Source organism: Streptomyces argenteolus, assembly GCF_042902585.1.
Classification (GTDB): domain Bacteria; phylum Actinomycetota; class Actinomycetes; order Streptomycetales; family Streptomycetaceae; genus Streptomyces; species Streptomyces argenteolus.
On the sequence record NZ_JBIBEG010000016.1, the window covers coordinates 23,812 to 41,138 of the forward strand.

The 17,327-nt window shown below is 71.8% G+C and carries 20 protein-coding genes; 14 read left to right on the forward strand and 6 right to left on the reverse strand.

Annotated elements, in window-relative coordinates; genetic code table 11:
- Positions 1-7 precede the first annotated feature (7 nt).
- Positions 8-1,339, forward strand: coding sequence for an aminotransferase class I/II-fold pyridoxal phosphate-dependent enzyme (locus tag ACFY8O_RS33250; RefSeq protein ID WP_387908974.1), 1,332 nt, complete (start codon positions 8-10; stop codon positions 1,337-1,339).
- Here ACFY8O_RS33250 and ACFY8O_RS33255 read toward each other — a convergent pair.
- Complete coding sequence (locus ACFY8O_RS33255) at positions 1,330-2,325, reverse strand: DMT family transporter (RefSeq protein ID WP_387908976.1); 996 nt, start codon at positions 2,323-2,325, stop codon at positions 1,330-1,332. The two genes, ACFY8O_RS33250 and ACFY8O_RS33255, sit on opposite strands and share 10 nt — an antisense overlap.
- Positions 2,326-2,398: 73 nt before the next feature.
- On the opposite strand from ACFY8O_RS33255, the gene ACFY8O_RS33260 reads away from it, so the two are divergent.
- Positions 2,399-3,331 carry a LysR family transcriptional regulator gene (locus ACFY8O_RS33260; protein WP_387908978.1) on the forward strand — a complete coding sequence of 311 codons (933 nt, stop codon included), beginning with the start codon at positions 2,399-2,401 and terminating at the stop codon, positions 3,329-3,331.
- Between the two features lie 9 nt (positions 3,332-3,340).
- Here ACFY8O_RS33260 and ACFY8O_RS33265 read toward each other — a convergent pair whose 3' ends face one another.
- Positions 3,341-3,829, reverse strand: coding sequence for a pyridoxamine 5'-phosphate oxidase family protein (locus ACFY8O_RS33265; protein WP_387908980.1), 489 nt, complete (start codon positions 3,827-3,829; stop codon positions 3,341-3,343).
- 87 nt (positions 3,830-3,916) lie between these two features.
- Positions 3,917-4,372, reverse strand: coding sequence for a Rieske (2Fe-2S) protein (locus ACFY8O_RS33270; protein WP_387908981.1), 456 nt, complete (start codon positions 4,370-4,372; stop codon positions 3,917-3,919).
- Positions 4,373-4,474: 102 nt separating this feature from the next.
- On the opposite strand from ACFY8O_RS33270, the gene ACFY8O_RS33275 reads away from it, so the two are divergent.
- Positions 4,475-4,996: a hypothetical protein gene (locus ACFY8O_RS33275; protein WP_387908983.1), complete on the forward strand. Its 522-nt coding sequence runs from the start codon at positions 4,475-4,477 to the stop codon at positions 4,994-4,996.
- A gap of 144 nt (positions 4,997-5,140) precedes the next feature.
- Positions 5,141-5,524 (forward strand): hypothetical protein, encoded by a 384-nt coding sequence (locus ACFY8O_RS33280; RefSeq protein WP_387908985.1) that lies wholly within the window; start codon positions 5,141-5,143, stop codon positions 5,522-5,524.
- Positions 5,525-5,818: 294 nt separating this feature from the next.
- On the opposite strand, the gene ACFY8O_RS33285 is transcribed toward ACFY8O_RS33280, so the two are convergent.
- Complete coding sequence (locus tag ACFY8O_RS33285) at positions 5,819-6,877, reverse strand: ArsR family transcriptional regulator (RefSeq protein ID WP_387908987.1); 1,059 nt, start codon at positions 6,875-6,877, stop codon at positions 5,819-5,821.
- Positions 6,878-7,586: 709 nt separating this feature from the next.
- On the opposite strand from ACFY8O_RS33285, the gene ACFY8O_RS33290 reads away from it, so the two are divergent.
- From ACFY8O_RS33290 to ACFY8O_RS33300, 3 genes are all read left to right on the forward strand, one after another.
- Entirely contained in the window at positions 7,587-7,925 is a 339-nt protein-coding gene (locus tag ACFY8O_RS33290; protein ID WP_145812366.1) for a hypothetical protein, read from the forward strand.
- A 218-nt stretch (positions 7,926-8,143) separates the two neighbouring features.
- Positions 8,144-8,593, forward strand: a complete 450-nt coding sequence (locus tag ACFY8O_RS33295) for a universal stress protein (protein WP_145812365.1) — start codon at positions 8,144-8,146, stop codon at positions 8,591-8,593.
- The gene (locus tag ACFY8O_RS33300) at positions 8,590-9,705 is read left to right on the forward strand and encodes an adenylate/guanylate cyclase domain-containing protein (RefSeq protein ID WP_387908989.1); all 1,116 of its coding nucleotides are present in this window, start codon (positions 8,590-8,592) and stop codon (positions 9,703-9,705) included. The genes ACFY8O_RS33295 and ACFY8O_RS33300 overlap by 4 nt, the downstream gene beginning before the upstream one ends.
- 41 nt (positions 9,706-9,746) lie before the next feature.
- On the opposite strand, the gene ACFY8O_RS33305 is transcribed toward ACFY8O_RS33300, so the two are convergent.
- The gene (locus ACFY8O_RS33305) at positions 9,747-10,118 is read right to left on the reverse strand and encodes a VOC family protein (RefSeq protein WP_145812361.1); all 372 of its coding nucleotides are present in this window, start codon (positions 10,116-10,118) and stop codon (positions 9,747-9,749) included.
- Positions 10,119-10,246: 128 nt separating this feature from the next.
- On the opposite strand from ACFY8O_RS33305, the gene ACFY8O_RS33310 reads away from it, so the two are divergent.
- The 3 genes from ACFY8O_RS33310 to ACFY8O_RS33320 all read left to right on the forward strand — a co-directional run bounded on the left by ACFY8O_RS33310 (position 10,247) and on the right by ACFY8O_RS33320 (position 11,540).
- Entirely contained in the window at positions 10,247-10,663 is a 417-nt protein-coding gene (locus tag ACFY8O_RS33310; RefSeq protein ID WP_387908991.1) for a hypothetical protein, read from the forward strand.
- Positions 10,660-11,025 carry a hypothetical protein gene (locus tag ACFY8O_RS33315; RefSeq protein ID WP_145812358.1) on the forward strand — a complete coding sequence of 122 codons (366 nt, stop codon included), beginning with the start codon at positions 10,660-10,662 and terminating at the stop codon, positions 11,023-11,025. Before ACFY8O_RS33310 ends, ACFY8O_RS33315 begins: the two co-directional genes overlap by 4 nt.
- 170 nt (positions 11,026-11,195) lie before the next feature.
- Positions 11,196-11,540 carry a hypothetical protein gene (locus ACFY8O_RS33320; RefSeq protein WP_145812356.1) on the forward strand — a complete coding sequence of 115 codons (345 nt, stop codon included), beginning with the start codon at positions 11,196-11,198 and terminating at the stop codon, positions 11,538-11,540.
- Between the two features lie 177 nt (positions 11,541-11,717).
- Here the strand turns inward: ACFY8O_RS33320 and ACFY8O_RS33325 are convergent, their stop codons facing one another.
- Complete coding sequence (locus ACFY8O_RS33325) at positions 11,718-12,341, reverse strand: class I SAM-dependent methyltransferase (protein WP_387908993.1); 624 nt, start codon at positions 12,339-12,341, stop codon at positions 11,718-11,720.
- Positions 12,342-12,658: 317 nt separating this feature from the next.
- Between ACFY8O_RS33325 and ACFY8O_RS33330 the strand changes: the two genes are divergently transcribed.
- From ACFY8O_RS33330 to ACFY8O_RS33345, 4 genes are all read left to right on the forward strand, one after another.
- Complete coding sequence (locus tag ACFY8O_RS33330) at positions 12,659-13,162, forward strand: DinB family protein (RefSeq protein WP_387908995.1); 504 nt, start codon at positions 12,659-12,661, stop codon at positions 13,160-13,162.
- A 712-nt stretch (positions 13,163-13,874) separates the two neighbouring features.
- A complete protein-coding gene (locus tag ACFY8O_RS33335; RefSeq protein ID WP_387908997.1) occupies positions 13,875-15,509 on the forward strand; it encodes an AMP-binding protein in 1,635 nt (544 codons plus the stop codon).
- Positions 15,506-16,759, forward strand: a complete 1,254-nt coding sequence (locus tag ACFY8O_RS33340) for a type III PLP-dependent enzyme (protein ID WP_387908999.1) — start codon at positions 15,506-15,508, stop codon at positions 16,757-16,759. Before ACFY8O_RS33335 ends, ACFY8O_RS33340 begins: the two co-directional genes overlap by 4 nt.
- Entirely contained in the window at positions 16,752-17,264 is a 513-nt protein-coding gene (locus tag ACFY8O_RS33345; protein ID WP_145812346.1) for a cobalamin B12-binding domain-containing protein, read from the forward strand. Before ACFY8O_RS33340 ends, ACFY8O_RS33345 begins: the two co-directional genes overlap by 8 nt.
- Positions 17,265-17,327 lie beyond the last annotated feature (63 nt).

The following is a 17,327-nucleotide window of genomic DNA, read 5'->3' on the forward strand; positions in this document are numbered from 1 at the left end:
CATGTTTGTGCTAGGAGAGTATCGGATCGGTGGGCGGCGTGCATCGGACATTGCCGCGAGTGTGGAGCGCGGGGTCGCGTCCGGTGACCTCGCGCCGGGCCATGTCCTGCCTCCCATGCGGGAGTTGGCGGACGACCTCGGAGTCAATCCGAATACGGTGGCCGCCGCCTACCGCACGCTCCGGGAGCGCGGGGTCATCGAGACGGCGGGGCGCCGGGGGAGCAGGGTCCGTCCGCGCCCCGCGAGTACGTCGCGCGGCTCGCTCCGGGTGGAGGCGCCGCCCGGTGTGCGTGACCTCGGCGACGGCAACCCCGATCCGGCCCTGCTTCCGTCGCTCGGCGAGGCGCTGGCCGGTGCGGCGGAGGCCTACACCCGTGCGCCGGGGCTCTACGGGGACGCCGCGGTGGTTCCCCGGCTCGCTGAGCTCGCGCGGGCCGGACTGGACGCCGACGGAGTGCCCGCCGGGGGCGTCGCGATCACTTCCGGCTCCCTCGACGCGATCGAGCGCGTACTGACGGCCCATCTGCGGCCCGGGGACGCGGTCGCCGTCGAGGACCCGGGGTGGGGCGCCCTGCTGGACCTCGTTCCCGCGCTGGGGATGCACGCCGTCCCCGTGGCGCTGGACGAGGACGGGCCGCTGCCGGGCGCGGTGGAGCGTGCTCTGGGTGCGGGGGCCAGGGCGCTGGTGGTCACCGACCGGGCGCAGAACCCCACGGGCGCGACGGTGGGAAGCGAGAGGGCGGAGGAACTGCGCGCGGTCCTCGCCCGTCACCCCGGAGTGCTGCTGATCGAGGACGACCACGGCCACGCCATCGTCGACCTCCCGGTGCACCCCCTCGCGGGGGTCACGGAGCACTGGGCCTTCGTGCGCTCCGTCTCCAAGGCGTACGGCCCCGATCTGCGGCTGGCCGTGCTCACCGGGGACGCGCTGACCGTGGACCGGGTGACGGGGCGTCAGCGCCTGGGGCCGGGCTGGGTCAGTGGGCTGCTGCAGCGGACCGTGGCGCACCTGTGGGAGTCGGGGGCCGTGGACACCGCGGCGGTGGCCCGGTCCTACGGGGCGCGCCGGGACGCACTCGTCAGGGCGCTGGCCGAGCGCGGGATCGAGGCGTACGGGCGCACCGGGATGAACGTGTGGGTGCCCGTGAGCGACGAGACCGGGGCGGTGACACGGCTCCTGCGCGCCGGGTGGGCCGTGGCCCCGGGCGCTCGGTTCCGGATGACCTCCCCGCAGGGCGTGCGCCTGACCGTGTCGTCGCTGTCCGCGAAGGACATCCAGCCCCTGGCCGACGCCGCGGCGCAGGCGGCGCGGCCCGCCCGCCCGGTCAGTTACGGCTGAGCGCCCGGCCGGCCGTCGGCGCCGCGGGGGGTTCCGCGGCCCGCCGAGGCCCGGCTCCGGGTGAGCGCGGCGCCCGCGAGGACCACCAGGGCGCCGACCGGGGTGTTCCAGCTCAGTCGTTCGCCGAGCAGGGTCACTCCTGCCGCCGTCGCGATGACGGGGATGAAGTAGGTGACCATCTGCGCGGTCGTCGGGCCGACCTCCTCGACGAGCCCGTACTGGAGGAGGACGGCGAGCCCGGTCCCCAGCGCCCCCAGAGCGATCACGGCGAGGGTGGCCGGCAGGGGGAAGTGGTCCGGCACGGTGGTGAAAACCGGCAGGACCAGACCCAGTTGCACCGTACCCAGGAAGAGCTGACTTCCCGTCAGGGAAAGCGTGGAGGAGCCCGTGCCCGCCAGGGTGCGCCGGACGTAGATCCAGCCGACGGGATAGCTGAGCGAGGCGAGCAGCGCCATGGCCGTACCGCTCGCGTCCAGCCCCGAGAAGCCCTGCCAGGCCCCCAGCACCGTCAGTACGCCGATGAAGCCGAGCCCCAGCCCGGCGACGCGGCGCCGGGTGGGCCGGTCCTCGGACAGTGCGACGAGGGACAGCGCCATGCCCCACAGGGGAGAGGTCGCGTTGCAGATCCCGGCGAGGGTGGAGGAGATGGTCAGCTCGGCGTAGGCGAAGAGCGAGAACGGCAGCGCGTTGAGGAAGAACGCGGCGACGAAGAGGTGACCCCAGGTCCGGGCGGAGCGCGGGAGCCGCTCCCGGCGCACCGCCATGGCGGCGGCGAGTACCGCGGTGCCGAACAGCAGCCGCCCGAACGTCACCTGGAACGGGGCGTACCCATGGGTGCCGACCTTGATCAGCAGGAAGCTGAACCCCCAGATGAGCGACAGTGCGAGGAAGCGCAGGCGCCAGTCCGGCGTGCGTCGGGGCGTCGCGGAGGTGCGGGGTGAGGTGCCGGAGGGCCGCAGGATTCCCGGTGCGGAGGGAGCGCTCATGGCTCCACCTTGACGACCGCGATCACGTAGGACAAGTGAGAATTCATGGACGCCATCGCGTAGCATCGCTTACATGTTGAATCTGGAGCGCCTGCGCACACTGGATGCCCTGGCCCGGCACGGTTCGGTGAGCGCGGCTGCCGACGGGCTCCACGTGACGACCTCGGCCGTCTCCCAGCAGATGTCCAAACTGGAACGCGAGGTCGGCCAGCAGCTGCTGGCCAGGAACGGCCGGGGCATCCGCCTCACCGACGCCGGCCGGCTGCTCGCGGACCACGCCGCGAAGATCCTCTCCCAGGTGCAGATCGCGCAGTCCGACATCGAGGCGCAGCGGGGCCAGGTGGTGGGCGAGGTCAGGCTGGCGGCCTTCCCGACGGCCGCCCGGGGGCTCTTCCCCGCCGCACTCACCACGCTCCGGGCCGAGCATCCCGAGCTCAAGCTGCGCACGACGGAGCTGGAGCCCGAGAGAGGCATCCGCGCGGTCCTGCGCGGGGACACCGACCTCGCCGTGGTGCTGAAGTGGAGCAACAAACGCCTTCCGACCCCCGGCGGCCTGGCCAAGGCCGAACTCCTCGACGACGCACCGGACATCGCCATGCCGGCGGGCCACCCCCTCGCGGACCGCGACGAGGTGGACCTGGAGGACTTCGCCGACGACGACTGGGTGTCCTGGCCGGAGGGTGAATTCTGTTACGACTGGCTGATGTTCACCTTGCGGTCCAAGGGCATCGAACCCCGCATCGCGCACCTCGCCGGTGAGCACCACACCCAACTCGCTCTGATCGCAGCAGGGTTCGGGGTCTGTGTGGCTCCCCGGCTGGGGCGCGGACCGGTGCCCGAGGGGGTGCGGCTGGTGCCCGTACGCCAGCAGATGCGACGCCATGTCCACGCGGTGTGGCGGAAGGACGCGGACCGCAGGCCTTCGATCAGGGCCGCCGTCGCCGCCCTGCGTGCCGCGGGCCGGGCCCTGCACGAGCCGGTCACCCCGGAGTCCCCGATGCCCTGATGACGGGTGTCAGCCCGGGGGAGCCTGCCCGTTCGCGGCGGACAGCTTGCGGAAGTCCCACGACGTCACGGCGTCGGGGGTGAGCCGGAGCCAGCCGTGCCGCGCGTCGTGCGGCAGCGCGTCCAGACCGAAGTACTTCGAAGCGAACAGGCGCTCTGGACGGTCGAGTTCGGCGTCGGGCTCGCCCGTACGCGGAATCTCGCCGACGAAGGAGACCTCGCCCGACAGCTCCACGCCCCGCAGTTCGCCGTACTCCACACCGTCGTCGACCACCACGGCCACCCGCGGATCACGCCGCAGCTGTGACCAGCGCAGGCTACGGGTGAGGGAGTAGAGCCAGAGCGAGGTGCCGTCCCAGACGAACCAGAGTGCGCCGACGTGCGGCCGGCCCTCGGGGGAGACGGTCGCCACGCGGCAGGTGCGCTGCGCTTCGAGGTAGGCGTCCCGCTCCGCGTCGGTCATCATGATCCGACGGCCACGGCGCTGGGCAACGGTCACGGGACGCCCCTCTCGTGCTGTTCGGCCGGTTCCCGGAATCATGGATCCTTCTCCGCGATCACGCAACGGTCCCGGCCGGGCCCGCTCTCACACCAGCGTGATGGAATCACCCTCCACGCGGATCTGCTTCTCCGGCAGCGGCAGGGTCGCGGGACCACCCGTCGCCTCTCCGGTCGCCGCATCGAACGTGCTGTTGTGGCAGGGGCAGTTGATGACGCCGTCCGCGATGCCCTTCACCGCGCAGCCCTGATGGGTGCACTTCGACGAGAACGCCTTGAACGTGCCGGCCGTGGGCTGCGTCACCACGACGCCCTGGTCGGCGAAGACCACACCCCCGCCCTCCGGGATGTCGGCCGTCCTCGCGAGAACGCCGCCCGCCCCGTCCGCGCCGTCGCCCTCATCGGCGACCCGCGCGGAGTCCGAGCCTTCCTGGTCCTGCGAGCCGCCGCACGCGGTGAGAGCGGCGGCCACGCCCACCGCGCCGACCGCTGCGACGACGGTGCGGCGCCGGAAGTGGACCTGACTCTCCTGCGATGCGCTCATGCGTGCTTTCCCTTCGTCGACTACGACCTCGGGTGAGGATACGGACCGGCGGAGCCACGCGTTCAGGGGCGGACGGGCTTCCCGTCGCCACGGCCGAGCAGCATGTCGAGGTCGACGGCGTCGGCCACCGCGCGAGTGCCCGCGTCACCCGGGTGCAGGCCGTCGCCGCTGTCGTGGGAGGGGTCCGTCGTCCGTCCCCGCCGGGCATCGTCCGTCCCCGCCGGGCAGGCTCTGACCCACTACAAGGGCGAGGGCGCGGTCGAGCGCAGATACCACGACTTCAAGGGCCCGCTCGCGGTCGCACCGGTCTCCGTGCAGCACAACCGGCGCGTTGCCGCCCTTGTCCAGGTCATCTGCCTGGCCCTGCTGATCTTCTGCCTGATCGAGCGGCAGGTCAGACGGGCACTCGGCCCCGAGCAGACCATGAGCGGCCTCTACCCAGACAACCGCCGCGTCCGCCCCACCGACCGCATGATCTTCTACCACCTCGGCGAACTCACCCTGCGGATCGGCAGCATCACCGACCCGCCCACCGTCCGGATCACCTGCGGCGCCCAACTCCACCTCCTCGACCTCCTCGACACCGGCATCGGACAAAACCGCTGGCCCCAGACCTGTGACTGAGCGCTTCAGCTGGCCCGTGAGTGCGAGAGCCGGCCCTCTGCCGAGCACGGAATCCGTCACTGACGGCGGCGGCGTACGACCGGCGATCACCGTCACCAGAGGCCGGCGCACCGCCCCGTTACCGGACGCGGGCAGACTACGCACATGCAACTCCCCGCCGAAGCCGTAGCCACCACTGTGTTGCTGGAGGTCGTAAGGATCTCCGAACTCCCGACAAAGCGGGGCGCCCCGTATCCCGGCAGGACGGGCGCCCACTTGATCGGGAGCGAGGCAGCCGGCGTCCTGGCCTTGATCGAGAGCCTGCCCGGCAGCGAGCAGCACCGCTGCGGCTTCTCGCCAGGCTGGAGCGTCCGGGCGTACGCGGACACTCTCGACCTGGCGCTGTTCGAGGCCGCGTTCTGCTTCAGCTGCCATGAAGTCCGCATGCACGGAACCGCCGTGCCACCCGTACTGGCCACGCAGTTCTTCGACGCGGGCGCCCTGCAGGCGCACGCTCTCCTGGCTCTCTTCCGGGAGGCAGCCCCGTAGCCGGCCGGCCCCAGTCACCACACCTGAGACGGTGACCTGCGAAGTCCGGGCCTGCCGCTGGGGGGTCCGGACGAACAACCCCGGAAGGGCAGCCGCGTGCCGCCATACACAGGTACCCCTCGGGCGTGGGCCTTCCCGATGAACGTCCGGTACCCGGCGATGATGTCCGCGGCCGGGGCGTCGAACCCGATGCCGATGTCGTCGATCCCGGGCGGGTGGACGCCCACGGTGGCGTGCCGGCACACCCCACGGCGGACGCGGCCTGTCCGTGCGGGGGCACCGGCACGGACAGGCTCACCGGCCCGTGTCACCACCGGCCGCGCTCGTGGCGCACTCGTCGGCCGCACGTGAGGCGGCTCGGAGCAGGCCCGCCCCCACGCGCGTGAGCGTGTGCAGCACGGTCGGCCCGTTGCGGACGCTGGTGATCAGTCCCGCGTCGCGCAGCGCCGTGGCGTGCCTGCTGGCGGAGGACGCCGAGACGCCGGCGGCGCGGGCGATCTCGCCGGTCGTGGCGCCCGCGGACGCCGCGTACAGGGCGACCGCCCGGGAGCGCCCGAGCAGGCTGGTCAAGGGCCGGCCGGGCTCGGCGAAGCCGTGTGCGGAGCCGTACGCCGCGCTGCGGGCGTCGGGCTCGTGGAGCAGTGAGTACCAGAGCACGGGAGGCAGTTCGGGATCCGCGAAGGCGACCGGCTCGCCCCAGTTGAAGTACGAGGGGACGAGCGTGATGCCGCGGCCGTTGAGGTGCAGGTCCCGGTCGGCTGCTTGTGTCGGGTAGGCGGCCTCCAGTACGGGGGGCCGCCAGTTCATCATCGGGCCGAGTCCGGCGAGCATGCCTTCCACGCCGCCGTCCAGGATGCCGCGGCAGCGCACCGCCCGCTCGGCCTCGATCCGCGCCTGCACCTGTTCCTCGACGGGGGCGACGGCTGCCTCGTGGTAGGCCCGCAGCATTCCCACGAACTCCTTGCGGGCATCGAGTCGTGCCAGTTGCCCGGCCCACGGAGGGGCGCCCACCGTCCGGTCGAGGATGGCCATCTCCTCCAGCACCCGCTGGGGAGGCGTGGCGAGGATGGACTCCATGCCGGCCTCGAATCCGTCCCTGGCGTGGACCGGGGTCAGAAAGTCCGGAAAATACGCCGCCCTCGGGTACAGGGGCAGGAGAACGGACAGGACGCGTCGCTCCAGTCCTTTGTCGCGAAGTCGCTGTCGTGCCGTGCGATACCACCCGGCGTAGGCCCACCGCCCTTTCCTCGACTGCAGTCGGTGCAGGCTCGCGGCGATCTCCCACAGCGGATCGGGAGCGGCGGCAAGCCTGGTTCTGCCCAGGTCGACGTCACCGAAATGAATGCGGAGCATCGCGTTCTCCCCCGTTGAGCTCAGCTATTGCTCTCAGCCGCACCAGCATGGCCCAGCGCGTGTCGCGTCGGCAATCGTGGAGCGTGCCGATCAAGCCTTTCCCCGCGTCCTTGTCTTCGGAATTCCGTTCGGTGTCCGCTCGGGTCTGCGGGGTGAGGGTGAGAGGGCCCAGGAGCCCGGGGGCGCCCCAGCACGGTCTGCCGGGGCCCGGCCCGGCGCGTCCACGGGGGATGTGGATCGCAGCGCCGTGCACCCCCACGCCGACAGAAGCGGTGAGCCGTCCGCGCCCTCCGTTTTCGTCGTCGTGGGGTCCACACCTGCCCCTGATTCAGGAGTGCGGCAATCGGGACGTCGTCGCCCTCGCGGCAGACGCCCGAAGATCTCCGACGGGTGTGCAAACCCTGGCCGGGTGGCCTCTGCATTCATCGCATGGGGAAAGGCGGATGATTCTCCTCGGGTTCGGAGACGGTCCGCCGAAAGGAGGCCGCCCCGAAGTTCCCGGGCCATGACGACGAGATCGAGGGCATCCTGTACCGCTTTCCGGTCTGCCCGCACGGGTCCTTTTCGGGGGGCGCGGTCACGAACGGGAGAGGGCGACGGAGGCGCCCGTTTCGACCCGGGAGGCCGCGCACTCGGCCGGACACGGACGGCCCACGGATGCCGCGTGTCCTGATGCCGCCCGTCCGGCCCACCGGGCAGCATCGGCCGTATGAACCCTCCCGCGGATCCGGAGCGGACCCCGGACGGCCGATACGTGGTCGTCAACCACCGCAAGTGGCGTGCGACGGATCCGGAGATCCCTGAAGACGTCGCTGCCCGTCTGCGGCACCACCTCATGGCGGCGCGTCGCGCGGTGGCCGCCGCGAGGCGCACGGCTGACGCTGAAGCGGAGGGCCGGGCGCGGGGGCGTGTGCACACCGCGAAGGTGGCCCTGGGCGAGCGGGGGACCCCCTGGTGGGAGCAGCCGCGCGAGGCACGCCGCCGGCGCTGGGAGAGCGGGGTGCGGCAGCTCGACCTCGCGGACCAGGAGGAGGGCCCCACCCCATGAGGCGGGTGCCTCGCGGGTCCGCCGCGTCCCGGATCCGGAACCCTGGGGAAGGGCGCCTTCCGGGTCGGGCCGCGCCGCCCGGGGCCGGCTCCCGCTGTCGGACGGCCGGCGGTGTGCCCGCCCCTGCCGACGGGTCGGCCGTACGCCCTCTTGCCCTGCGGGCGCGCTCCGGCCTAGCTTACTCTCCGGTAAGTTTACTTTCTGGTAAGGAGGTTGGCGTGACTGCCTACCGGACGGTCATGGTCGGCACGGACGGCTCGGAGTCGTCGTACCGCGCGGTCGAGGGGGCGGCCAGGCTGGCCGCCGCCTGTGGAGCCGAACTGGTCATCGCCTGCGCGTACCTGCCGATGCGTGGGCCCGAACTCGACCGTGCGCGGGACCAGTTGGGCGCCGAGGCCTACCAGGTCGTGGGTTCGGCGCCCGCGGAGGAGACCCTGCGTACGGCCAAGGAGCGCGCCCGCGCCCAGGGAGCGGAGACCATACGCACGACCGCGGTGGAGGACGAGCCCGTGCCCGCGCTCGTGACGGTCGCCCGGGAGTGCTCGGCCGACCTCGTGGTGGTCGGCAACCGGGGGCTGCGCTCGCTCGCCGGCCGCATCCTCGGTTCCGTACCGGCGGACATCGCCAGACGAGCGGGCCTCGACGTGCTGATCGTGCACACCACGTGAGTGCGGCAGGACCGGCAGACGCAGCGACGGACCCGCCCGGCGCCGACGAACTGCGGCGGGCCGTGGAGGCCGTGCTGCTCGGGGGCGACCGTACCTGGACGAGGCGCGACATCGGCGAACGTTCCGGGGTGAGTCCCGAGCGCACCGCGCAGATCTGGCGCGCCCTCGGGTTCCCCGTGGTGGACGACGACGCGAGGGTGTTCACCGACGCCGATGTCGAGGCGCTGCGCGCGGGGGAGCGGCTCGTCGGGGCGGGCCTCATCACGGAGGAGAGCGAGACGGCGATGGCGAGGGCCCTGGGGCATCACCTGTCCCGGCTCGCCGAGTGGCAGGTGCACACCCTCTGGGCCTGGCTGACCCGCGACTCCGGCTCCCTCACCAGCGGCGAGGCACTGGTCCAGCAGGCCGCGGCCCTCCTTCCGGAGATGGAACTGCTGCAACGCCACGTGTGGCGCCGGCATCTCGCCGCGAACGCGGGACGCGTCCTCGCGGAGACGGAGGAGGACGCGCGTGAGGGGCGGGCTCGGGGCGAGGCACGCGACGGCGGCGAGCCGGGAGGTGACGCGGCCGGCGGGCGGGTCGCGCCGTCCGGGGCGGCCGACGTCCGCGAGCGCGCGGTGGGCTTCACCGACATGGTCGGCTACACCCGGATGACCCGAGGCCTGGACAGTGCCGAACTCGTACGGGTCATCGACCGGTTCGAGAGCCTGACGGGCGATGTGGTCGCCGAGGGCGGGGGCCGGGTGGTCAAGACGATCGGCGACGAGGTCCTCTTCGTCTGCGAGTCCGCTGCCGATGCCGCCGACACGGCCCTGGAACTCACGGCCCGGGCCACGGCGGAGCAGAGGTTGCCCCAGGTACGGACCGGAGTGGCACACGGCCCCTTGCTCAGCCGGTTCGGAGACGTCTACGGGGCCACCGTCAACATCGCGGCCAGGCTCACCGCGGTGGCCCGCCCCGACACGGTGCTGGTCGACACGGCGCTGGCCGGCGAACTGGCCGGCCTGGCGGCCTACGAACTCAGAGCGCTCCGGCCTGTGTCGGTGCGGGGGTACAGCCGGTTGCGTCCGGTGCTTCTGCGGTCGAGGAGGGCACGTCGGACGGCGTCGTAGCGATGGGCGCGACGGGACGTGGTGACGAGGTGCCGGCGTGGTCAGGCGCCCGGGAGGAAGAGGCAGAACGGGTGACCATGGGGGTCGCGCAGCACGCGCACGTCCTCCTGCGGCTGGTAGCTCTCCAGCGTCGCGCCCAGCGCACAGGCGCGCTCGGTCCCGACGTCCAGATCGTCGACCTCCACGTCCAGATGGGCCTGCATCTGCTGCGTGCCGGGCCCCTGCGGCCACACCGGGGGAGTGTGGTCGGTCTCCAGCTGGAAGCTGAGGCCGGGCCGTTCCCGCTCGGGAGCGCGCAGGCGCACCCACTCCGGAGTGCGCTCGACCTCCTGCCAGCCGAGCAGCGCACGGTAGAAGTCGGCCAGCGCGGGCGGATCGGGCGTGCCGAGGACAAAGGCTCCGAGCGTCGTCATGACTCCACTGTGCCCTGCGGCTCGGCCGCCATGCGCCCGCACGCCGCCGACTCCCGCCCTGGGGGAGCGGAGAGCCGCGCAGCCCGGAAGCGGCGGCCATCTGTTGTGGAGGCGGTCGTGATGACAGCATGGACGAGTTCGTTCAGCGTGGTCCGGGGGAGGACGACAACGTGACGGTGATCGAATACATGCTGATCGGAGGGGCCGGCGGGGCGCTGATCGAAGCGGTCGCCTTCTTCAACCGGCTGGGTGAATGGCGCGCTGCGCGGCTGACGTCGAACGGAAACAGGCGTACCAACCCTCCTTCCTTCCTCAGTTTCATCGATCTGCCGCCTGTGCTGGCCATCGCTGTCACCCGGCTGGTGCTCGGTGGAGCCGCAGCCCTCGCATTCGGGACCAGCGGTCAGGCGACCGGTGCACTCGGAGCCCTGACTGTCGGGGCCGCGGCACCCGCCCTGCTCCAGCAGCTGGGGCAGATCCGTCAGATCAGGGAGGCCGTCACGCGGTCGGCCCAGGAGACCGGTGAAGGGAGCGGACCCGCATGAGCAGGAACAACGAGGGCGAACTGAACTTCGGGCAGAGGTTCTTCGGCGGTCTGATCGGAGCGAACGCCAACATCCAGACGAACTCCAGCAGCCACACGGGTACATCCGATCCGCACGTCGCCGACCTCCTGGCCGGGGTGCTTGCCCTGCGGGAGGACCTGGGGCGCGTGCGGTCGAGTCCTGAGGCCGCACACCTGGACGAGGTCCTGGCGGGCGTCGAGGACGAAATCACCGGGACAGGTCAGGTCGGACCAGACCGGTTGGCACGGCTGCGGCATGCCCTGGAGGCCGCAGGGGCGGTGGCGGATCTGCTGGCTTCCGCGGCTGCCGTGAGGGCGGTGATCGAGGTGCTCGCCGACTGAGTCATTCCCCGAACCCGTGGGCGTCGGGGGCGGTCCTCCTCCTTCGAAGGCCCGCATCGAGGGGCGGTCCTGCCGCGTTCGCCGGAAGCCACCCCTCCGCCGAGGACCTCTTCATATGATCGCGTTCGGCTCTCGCGGACCGCGGGAGATCTTCAGGAGGAGGGGGCCACATGTCGAACATGTCGAGACGTTCGCTGCTGGGGTATTCGGGGACGGCGGCAGCCGGAGCCGTGTTCGCTTCGGCCGGAACCGCCGCGGCCGACGACGCGAACGCGACACAGACGCCTGCGGTGTTCGCACCGGGTACGAAGTTCGAGACCAGCGCGAGCATGGCCGAATCGGACCTCATGATGGAGATGACGTTCAGCGTCCGGGTGGACTGGCCCAACGGCAATCCGTCGGCGCAGGACATCACTCCGCTGGAGGTCGCCAACGCGCTGTCGGCGATCGCGGAGTCCAAGGGCTGGCCCCCGCTCACGTTCTACGGCGCCCAGCCCCCCGCTCCGCTGACCTGAGCCATCCGTACGGAGGGCCGGGGGCAGGCCCGTTCCCGGACGGGCTCCCCGGCCGCTCCCGGCCGACCGGCCACCGCCGGCTTCGGCGACGGCGGTGTGAGAGGCGTCGCACCCACGTGGGCGACCCCCGCAGCCGGAGGCCGGGGCGCTCCGTCCGCCGAGGAGCCGACCGCTCTGTCACAACGGACGACGGGCCCAGAACAACGCGTGTCCGCCGTCTCCTTCGGGGACGATCTCCTCGTGATCGACTGTCAGGCCCGCGCGCGCGATCCAGGAACGATTCGTGTCGGCATCCGCGTGGCTCCACCACATCGTGACCCCGCTGCCCAGCCAGTTCTCGTCCGTGCCCGTCCACGCGTGCTGACCGGTGACGCAGAGAAACCAGCCGCCCGGCCGGAGCCAGGACGCGATTTTCTCCAGCAGCGGAGGCTGTTCCTCCAGCGGGACATGAATCAGGGCGTAGAGCGACACCACGGCATCGAACGTTGCGACGGGAAAAATCACCGAGGTCGCGTCCGCCCTGGTGAACTCGGCCTGCGGCACCTGTTCCCGAGCCCGGTCGATTTGCGTCTCGCTGATGTCGACGCCGGTGACACGGTGACCCGCTCGCACCAGATCACGCACGACGGGCACTCCGCTGCCGCAGCCAAGGTCCAGTACCCTGCTCCCTGGCGCAAGGCGGGCGTGCAGGTCGGCGACCCAATGACGGTACTTCGTGTCGGAGTCGTAGGCTTCGTCGTAGCGCAGTGACAAGGCGTCATAGCCGCGCCGCACCAGGTCCTTGGGTTCCTCGACAGTCACCGCACGGGACGCTAGCGCCTTCGCTGCGCCGTCGGCGAATTCTTTTCGCCCCTCAGCCCGGCTTCGCTCTCGCGGCCGGTCCACCCGAGCCCCGGGTGGTCCTCACGCCCGTCCCTCCCGGCTCGTCGACAGCGGACACCGCACCGCCGGACGGTCCGGACGGCCGGTTGTGGAACCCGGTGGCACGCCCGCGACGACGCGCGCGCCGTACGTCCACCGACCGCTCCCGTCCCGCGGGCGGGAGGCCCCCGTCGGACGTGCGCACGGCCGTCGGGATGCGGCTGTCGAGGCAGAGACCGATCATCTACCGTTCCGCCATGACGACTTCGGAGCCCCGTCCCGACCTTCGGCCCCCCGGCCTGAACGCCGACGAGAAGACCACACTGCTGACCTTCCTGAACTACCTCCGCGAGGCCGTCCTCGCGAAGGCGGCCGGCGTCCCGGAGCCCGCGGTCCGCGCGGCCGGCGTCCCTTCCGGGACCAGCCTGCTCCAACTGGTCAAGCACCTGACGGCCGTCGAACTCAACTGGTTCGTCTGGGCCTACGCCGGCGCCGACGGCGAGCGCTGGGACGACGAGGGTGAGGTCTCCGCCGACGAGACCGCTTCGGACCTGGCGGACGCCTATCGCGAGGCGATCGCCCGGGCCGACGAGATCGCTCTCGCCTGCACCGACCTCGACCGCCCCGGTGCCCGTTCGCTTCGCGAGACCCCACCGCCGTCGATGCGCTGGGTGCTGGTCCACATGATCGAGGAGACCGCCCGCCACGCCGGGCACGCGGACATCCTGCGCGAACAGATCGACGGCTCGGTCGGACGGTGACACGCGGGCCCCGCCGATGTGGTGATCCACGGGCAGGCCGCGGCTCGCCCGGCGCAGTTCCCGGTGTTCTCCGGTCCTCATGCACGCGGCCGACGTGGTGTTCCCTGCCGGACCGTTACAGGCCGGGGCGCGTGAAGGGGCGAGCGGTCGGCCGGGACACATCTGCCCGGCGACCCGAATCCGGCGCCCTGCTCGTGGGCCGGACTCGGGCTTCTCGACCGGGAGGCGTACGACGTTGTGCTCGCCCTTAGCCCTGCCGCACACGTCGTGGCCCTGCCGTACGCCGTGTCGGGACGCAGGGGCCCTACGCGGGCGCATGAAACCGCTGACCCTGTGGTGATGGGCGTGGCTCCTGCGGTCACCTTCGGCCATCGGCCGCAGCGCGGGGCCGTCATAGGTGTGCGTAAGGGTTTCGGGCGGTCCGGAGGCGAAAGGGCCGGGGCCGCCACCGGTGGAACCGTCGGTACGGGTCTGCGGGGCCTTCCCCGGCCCGGAGCGGCAGCCATGGAACACACCCGCACGATCGCCCCGCCACGTGCGCAGATGTGCATTTTCTCTGCCGCGATCACCTCCCATTCGGTACTTCAGCGGGCGTTGTCGCGGCGCAGTTACCCAGGGGTGATTAAGGGCGGCTAGGGGTGTGGAGCGCGGTTCGAATATCTCTACGGTTTGCCCGTCGCCAGTTTTCGGGGCTATGAGACGGGGTCTGGAAATGGACAGCCATGCGCACGTGGGCGGCAGCCGGCCGGCGGGCACTGCCACGGATACCGAAGATACGGACGAGATACCGGTGGGCGGAGCCGCGGAAGCGGCCGGTGGCCCTGGTGAATTCGTCCATGAACTGCTCGACAAAGCCGTAGCCGCCACCCCCGACGCCCCGGCTGTCCGGGACGCGGACGAGAGGTGGAGCTACGCCGAACTGGACGAGGCGAGCCATGCCGTGGCCGTATGGCTGGAGCGGCGTGGTCTCGGTGCGGGGGACCGGCTCGTCGTGCAGCTGCCCACCGGGCGGGAACTCGCGGCGATGTTCTACGGAGCCTCCCGCCGCGGAGTGATCTTCGTACCCCTCAACCCCGCGATGAAGCCGTTCCACCTGCGGTCCGTGGTGGCGAACTGCCGTCCTGCCCTGTTCGTCACGGACCACGACGGCGATGCCCGCGCGGGCGAACTCACCCTCCCCGCCGAGGGTGACACCCCCGCCGGACCGGTGGCCCGTACAACGTTCGAGGAGATCTGGCCGGAGATCGCCGCGCTGCGTGCCGACGGGGTCCGCTCGGCTCCGGTTCCGCTGCGGGTCGATGACCCGGCGGCCCTCATCTACACCTCGGGCAGCACCGCGGCCCCGAAGGCCGTGATCTGTCCGCACGCCCAGGTCACCTTCGCCACCCGGGCGCTGGTGAGCTCCCTCGGCTACCGCGCGGACGACGTGGTGTTCTGCCGCTTCCCGATGTCCTGGGACTACGGCCTGTACAAGGTCCTGATGAGCTGCGCCGTCGGCAGCGAGATCGTGCTCGCCGACCGCGCGGAGGACCTGCTCCTGCTGCGACGGATGCGCGAGGTCGGCGCGACCGTGGTCCCGACCGTCCCCTCCCTGGCCAGCATGATCGTCAAGCTGGGCCGCCGGGCCGACGGCCAGGTGCCCCCGGTCCGGATGTTCACCAACACCGGTGCCGCGCTGCCGCCCTCGGTGATCGCCGAGCTGCGGGACCTCTTTCCCGGCACACGGGTGGTCCGCCAGTACGGCCAGACCGAGGCCAAGCGGATCACCGTGATGCCCCCGGAGGAGGACCAGGAGCGACCCGACGCGGTCGGGCTGCCCCTGCCCGGCACCAGGGTCCTGATCCTGGACGAGGAGGGCCACCCGGTCCCGGCCGGCGAGACCGGCGAGATCGTGGCCGAGGGCGGGCACGTGATGCCCGGCTACTGGGGCGCCCCCGAGCTGAGCGCACGGACCTTCCGCCGCGACGCGGAGTCCGGGCAACTGCGGCTGCACACGGGCGACTACGGCAGCCTCGACGCGGACGGCTACCTCTACTTCCGCGGCAGGCGTGACGACATGTTCAAGCGCAAGGGTTTCCGCATGAGCACGCTGGAGATCGAGGCCGCCGCCATGGACATCCCCGGCGTCCGCGCCGCCGCGGCGGTACCGCCCGGTGAGCAGCACGATCTCGCGCTCTTCGTGGAGACCGCACTCGACCCCAGGGTCGTCATCAAGGAACTCGCGGTCCGTCTGGAGCCGGCCAAGGTGCCGGCGATCTGCCGTGCGCTGGCCGAGTTCCCGCTGACCCAGCACGGCAAGAACGCCCGCCAGGAACTGGCCCGGCTGCTCGACGGGAGAGACAAGTGAACGCCCCCACCGGTCCGGATCCCGAGGATCTGGCCAAACGCTACGGCACCCCCCTCTACATCTACGACCTGGAGAAGGTCCGGGCCGCCCGCCACGACCTCTTCCGGTCACTGCCGGAGGGCTTCGAGGTCTACTACGCCTTCAAGGCCAACCCGCACGTCGATCTCGTACGCACCCTGCGCGAGGGCGACGGCCCCTCCTGCCGCGCCGAGATCAGCTCCACCGGCGAACTCGCAGCGGCTCTCGAAGCGGGCTACGCGGGTAGAGACGTCCTCTACACCGGGCCCGGCAAGACCTACGAGGAACTGCGCACCGCCCTGGAGAGCGGCGTGCGCCTCTTCTCGGCCGAGTCGCTGGGCGACCTGCGGCACATCGGCGCGGCGGCCTGCGAGCTCGGTGTGACCGCCGACTGCCTGCTGCGCATCAACAGCGCCACCGGGGCGGCCGGAACGGGCATCCGGATGACCGGCAAGCCCACCCAGTTCGGCATCGACAGCGAGACCGTACCGGAGGTGGCGGAGCAGCTGCGGAACGTGCCGGGGACCGACATCGTCGGCCTGCACCTCTTCTCCCAGAGCAACGCGGCCGACGAGGAGGCGCTGCTCGGCGAGTTCCGCCACACGATCACCGCCGCCGCACAGATCCAGGAGCAACTGGGCGTCCCCCTGCGGCTGCTGGACATCGGCGGCGGGTTCTCCGTGCCGTACGCCACGGCCGGTGAACGCGCCCGCTACCCGGGCCTGGCCGCCGGTCTCGCCGAGGCCCTGGACGAGGCGTTCCCCGGCTGGCGCGAGAACAGTCCCAAGGTCGCCGTGGAGTCCGGCCGCTACCTGGTCGGAGACAGCGGCACGCTGGTCGCGGGCGTCAGCAACGTGAAGGTCAGCCGCGGTCAGAAGTTCGTCATCCTGGACACCGGGATCAACAGCTTCGGCGGGATGTCGGGTCTCGGCCGCCTGCTGCCGGTCACGGTCCAGGTCGCCGTCGGCGCGGAGACCGAACGCGCCACCCTGGCGGGGCCGCTGTGCACCCCGGGTGACCTCCTCGGCCGCCAGGTCGAGGTGCCGCTGCTCACCGAGGGCGACATCGTCACCGTGCCCAACGCGGGTGCCTACGGGCCGACGGCCAGCCTCCTGATGTTCCTGGGACGCCCGGCGCCCACCGAAGTCGTGCTCGACCGGGACGGGGTGGTCTCCGTCTCGCGGATCGAGCACGTCCGCCGCAGCCGCGAACAGGAGCCGACGGATGTCTGACGGGGCGGCGGCGGCCCCCGCCGAACGCACGCTGCCCGCGCGGGGCAGCAAAGGCACCGTCGTGGTCACCACGGTCGCCTCCGACTCCCACACCTGGAACCTGGTCTACCTCCAGCTGCTCATCGAGGAGCTCGGTTACCGGGTGATCAACCTGGGCCCGTGCGTCCCCGACGACCTGCTGGTGCGGGAATGCCTGGAGACCGCCCCCGACCTGCTGGTCGTCAGCTCGGTCAACGGACACGGCCATCAGGAGGGGATGCGGATGATCCGCCGGCTGCGCGAGCAGCCGGAACTCGCCGCGACCCCCGCCGTGATCGGCGGCAAGCTCGGCATCACCGACCAGGCCGACACGCTCTCCGAGCAGCTCGCCGAGGCCGGATTCGACGCCGTGTTCCCCGACGACGCCGACCCGGTGATCGCCTTCCGTTCCTTCGTCGACGTCCTGGAGAGTTCCGCCAGGACCGCCGGGAGCCGGGCCCTGCCCGAGCCCCGGATCACCGCGTGAAGCCAGCCCGGCGGCCGGCGCCCTCCCGCCCCGTACCGACGAGGGAACCCGGGCAGCAGTCCG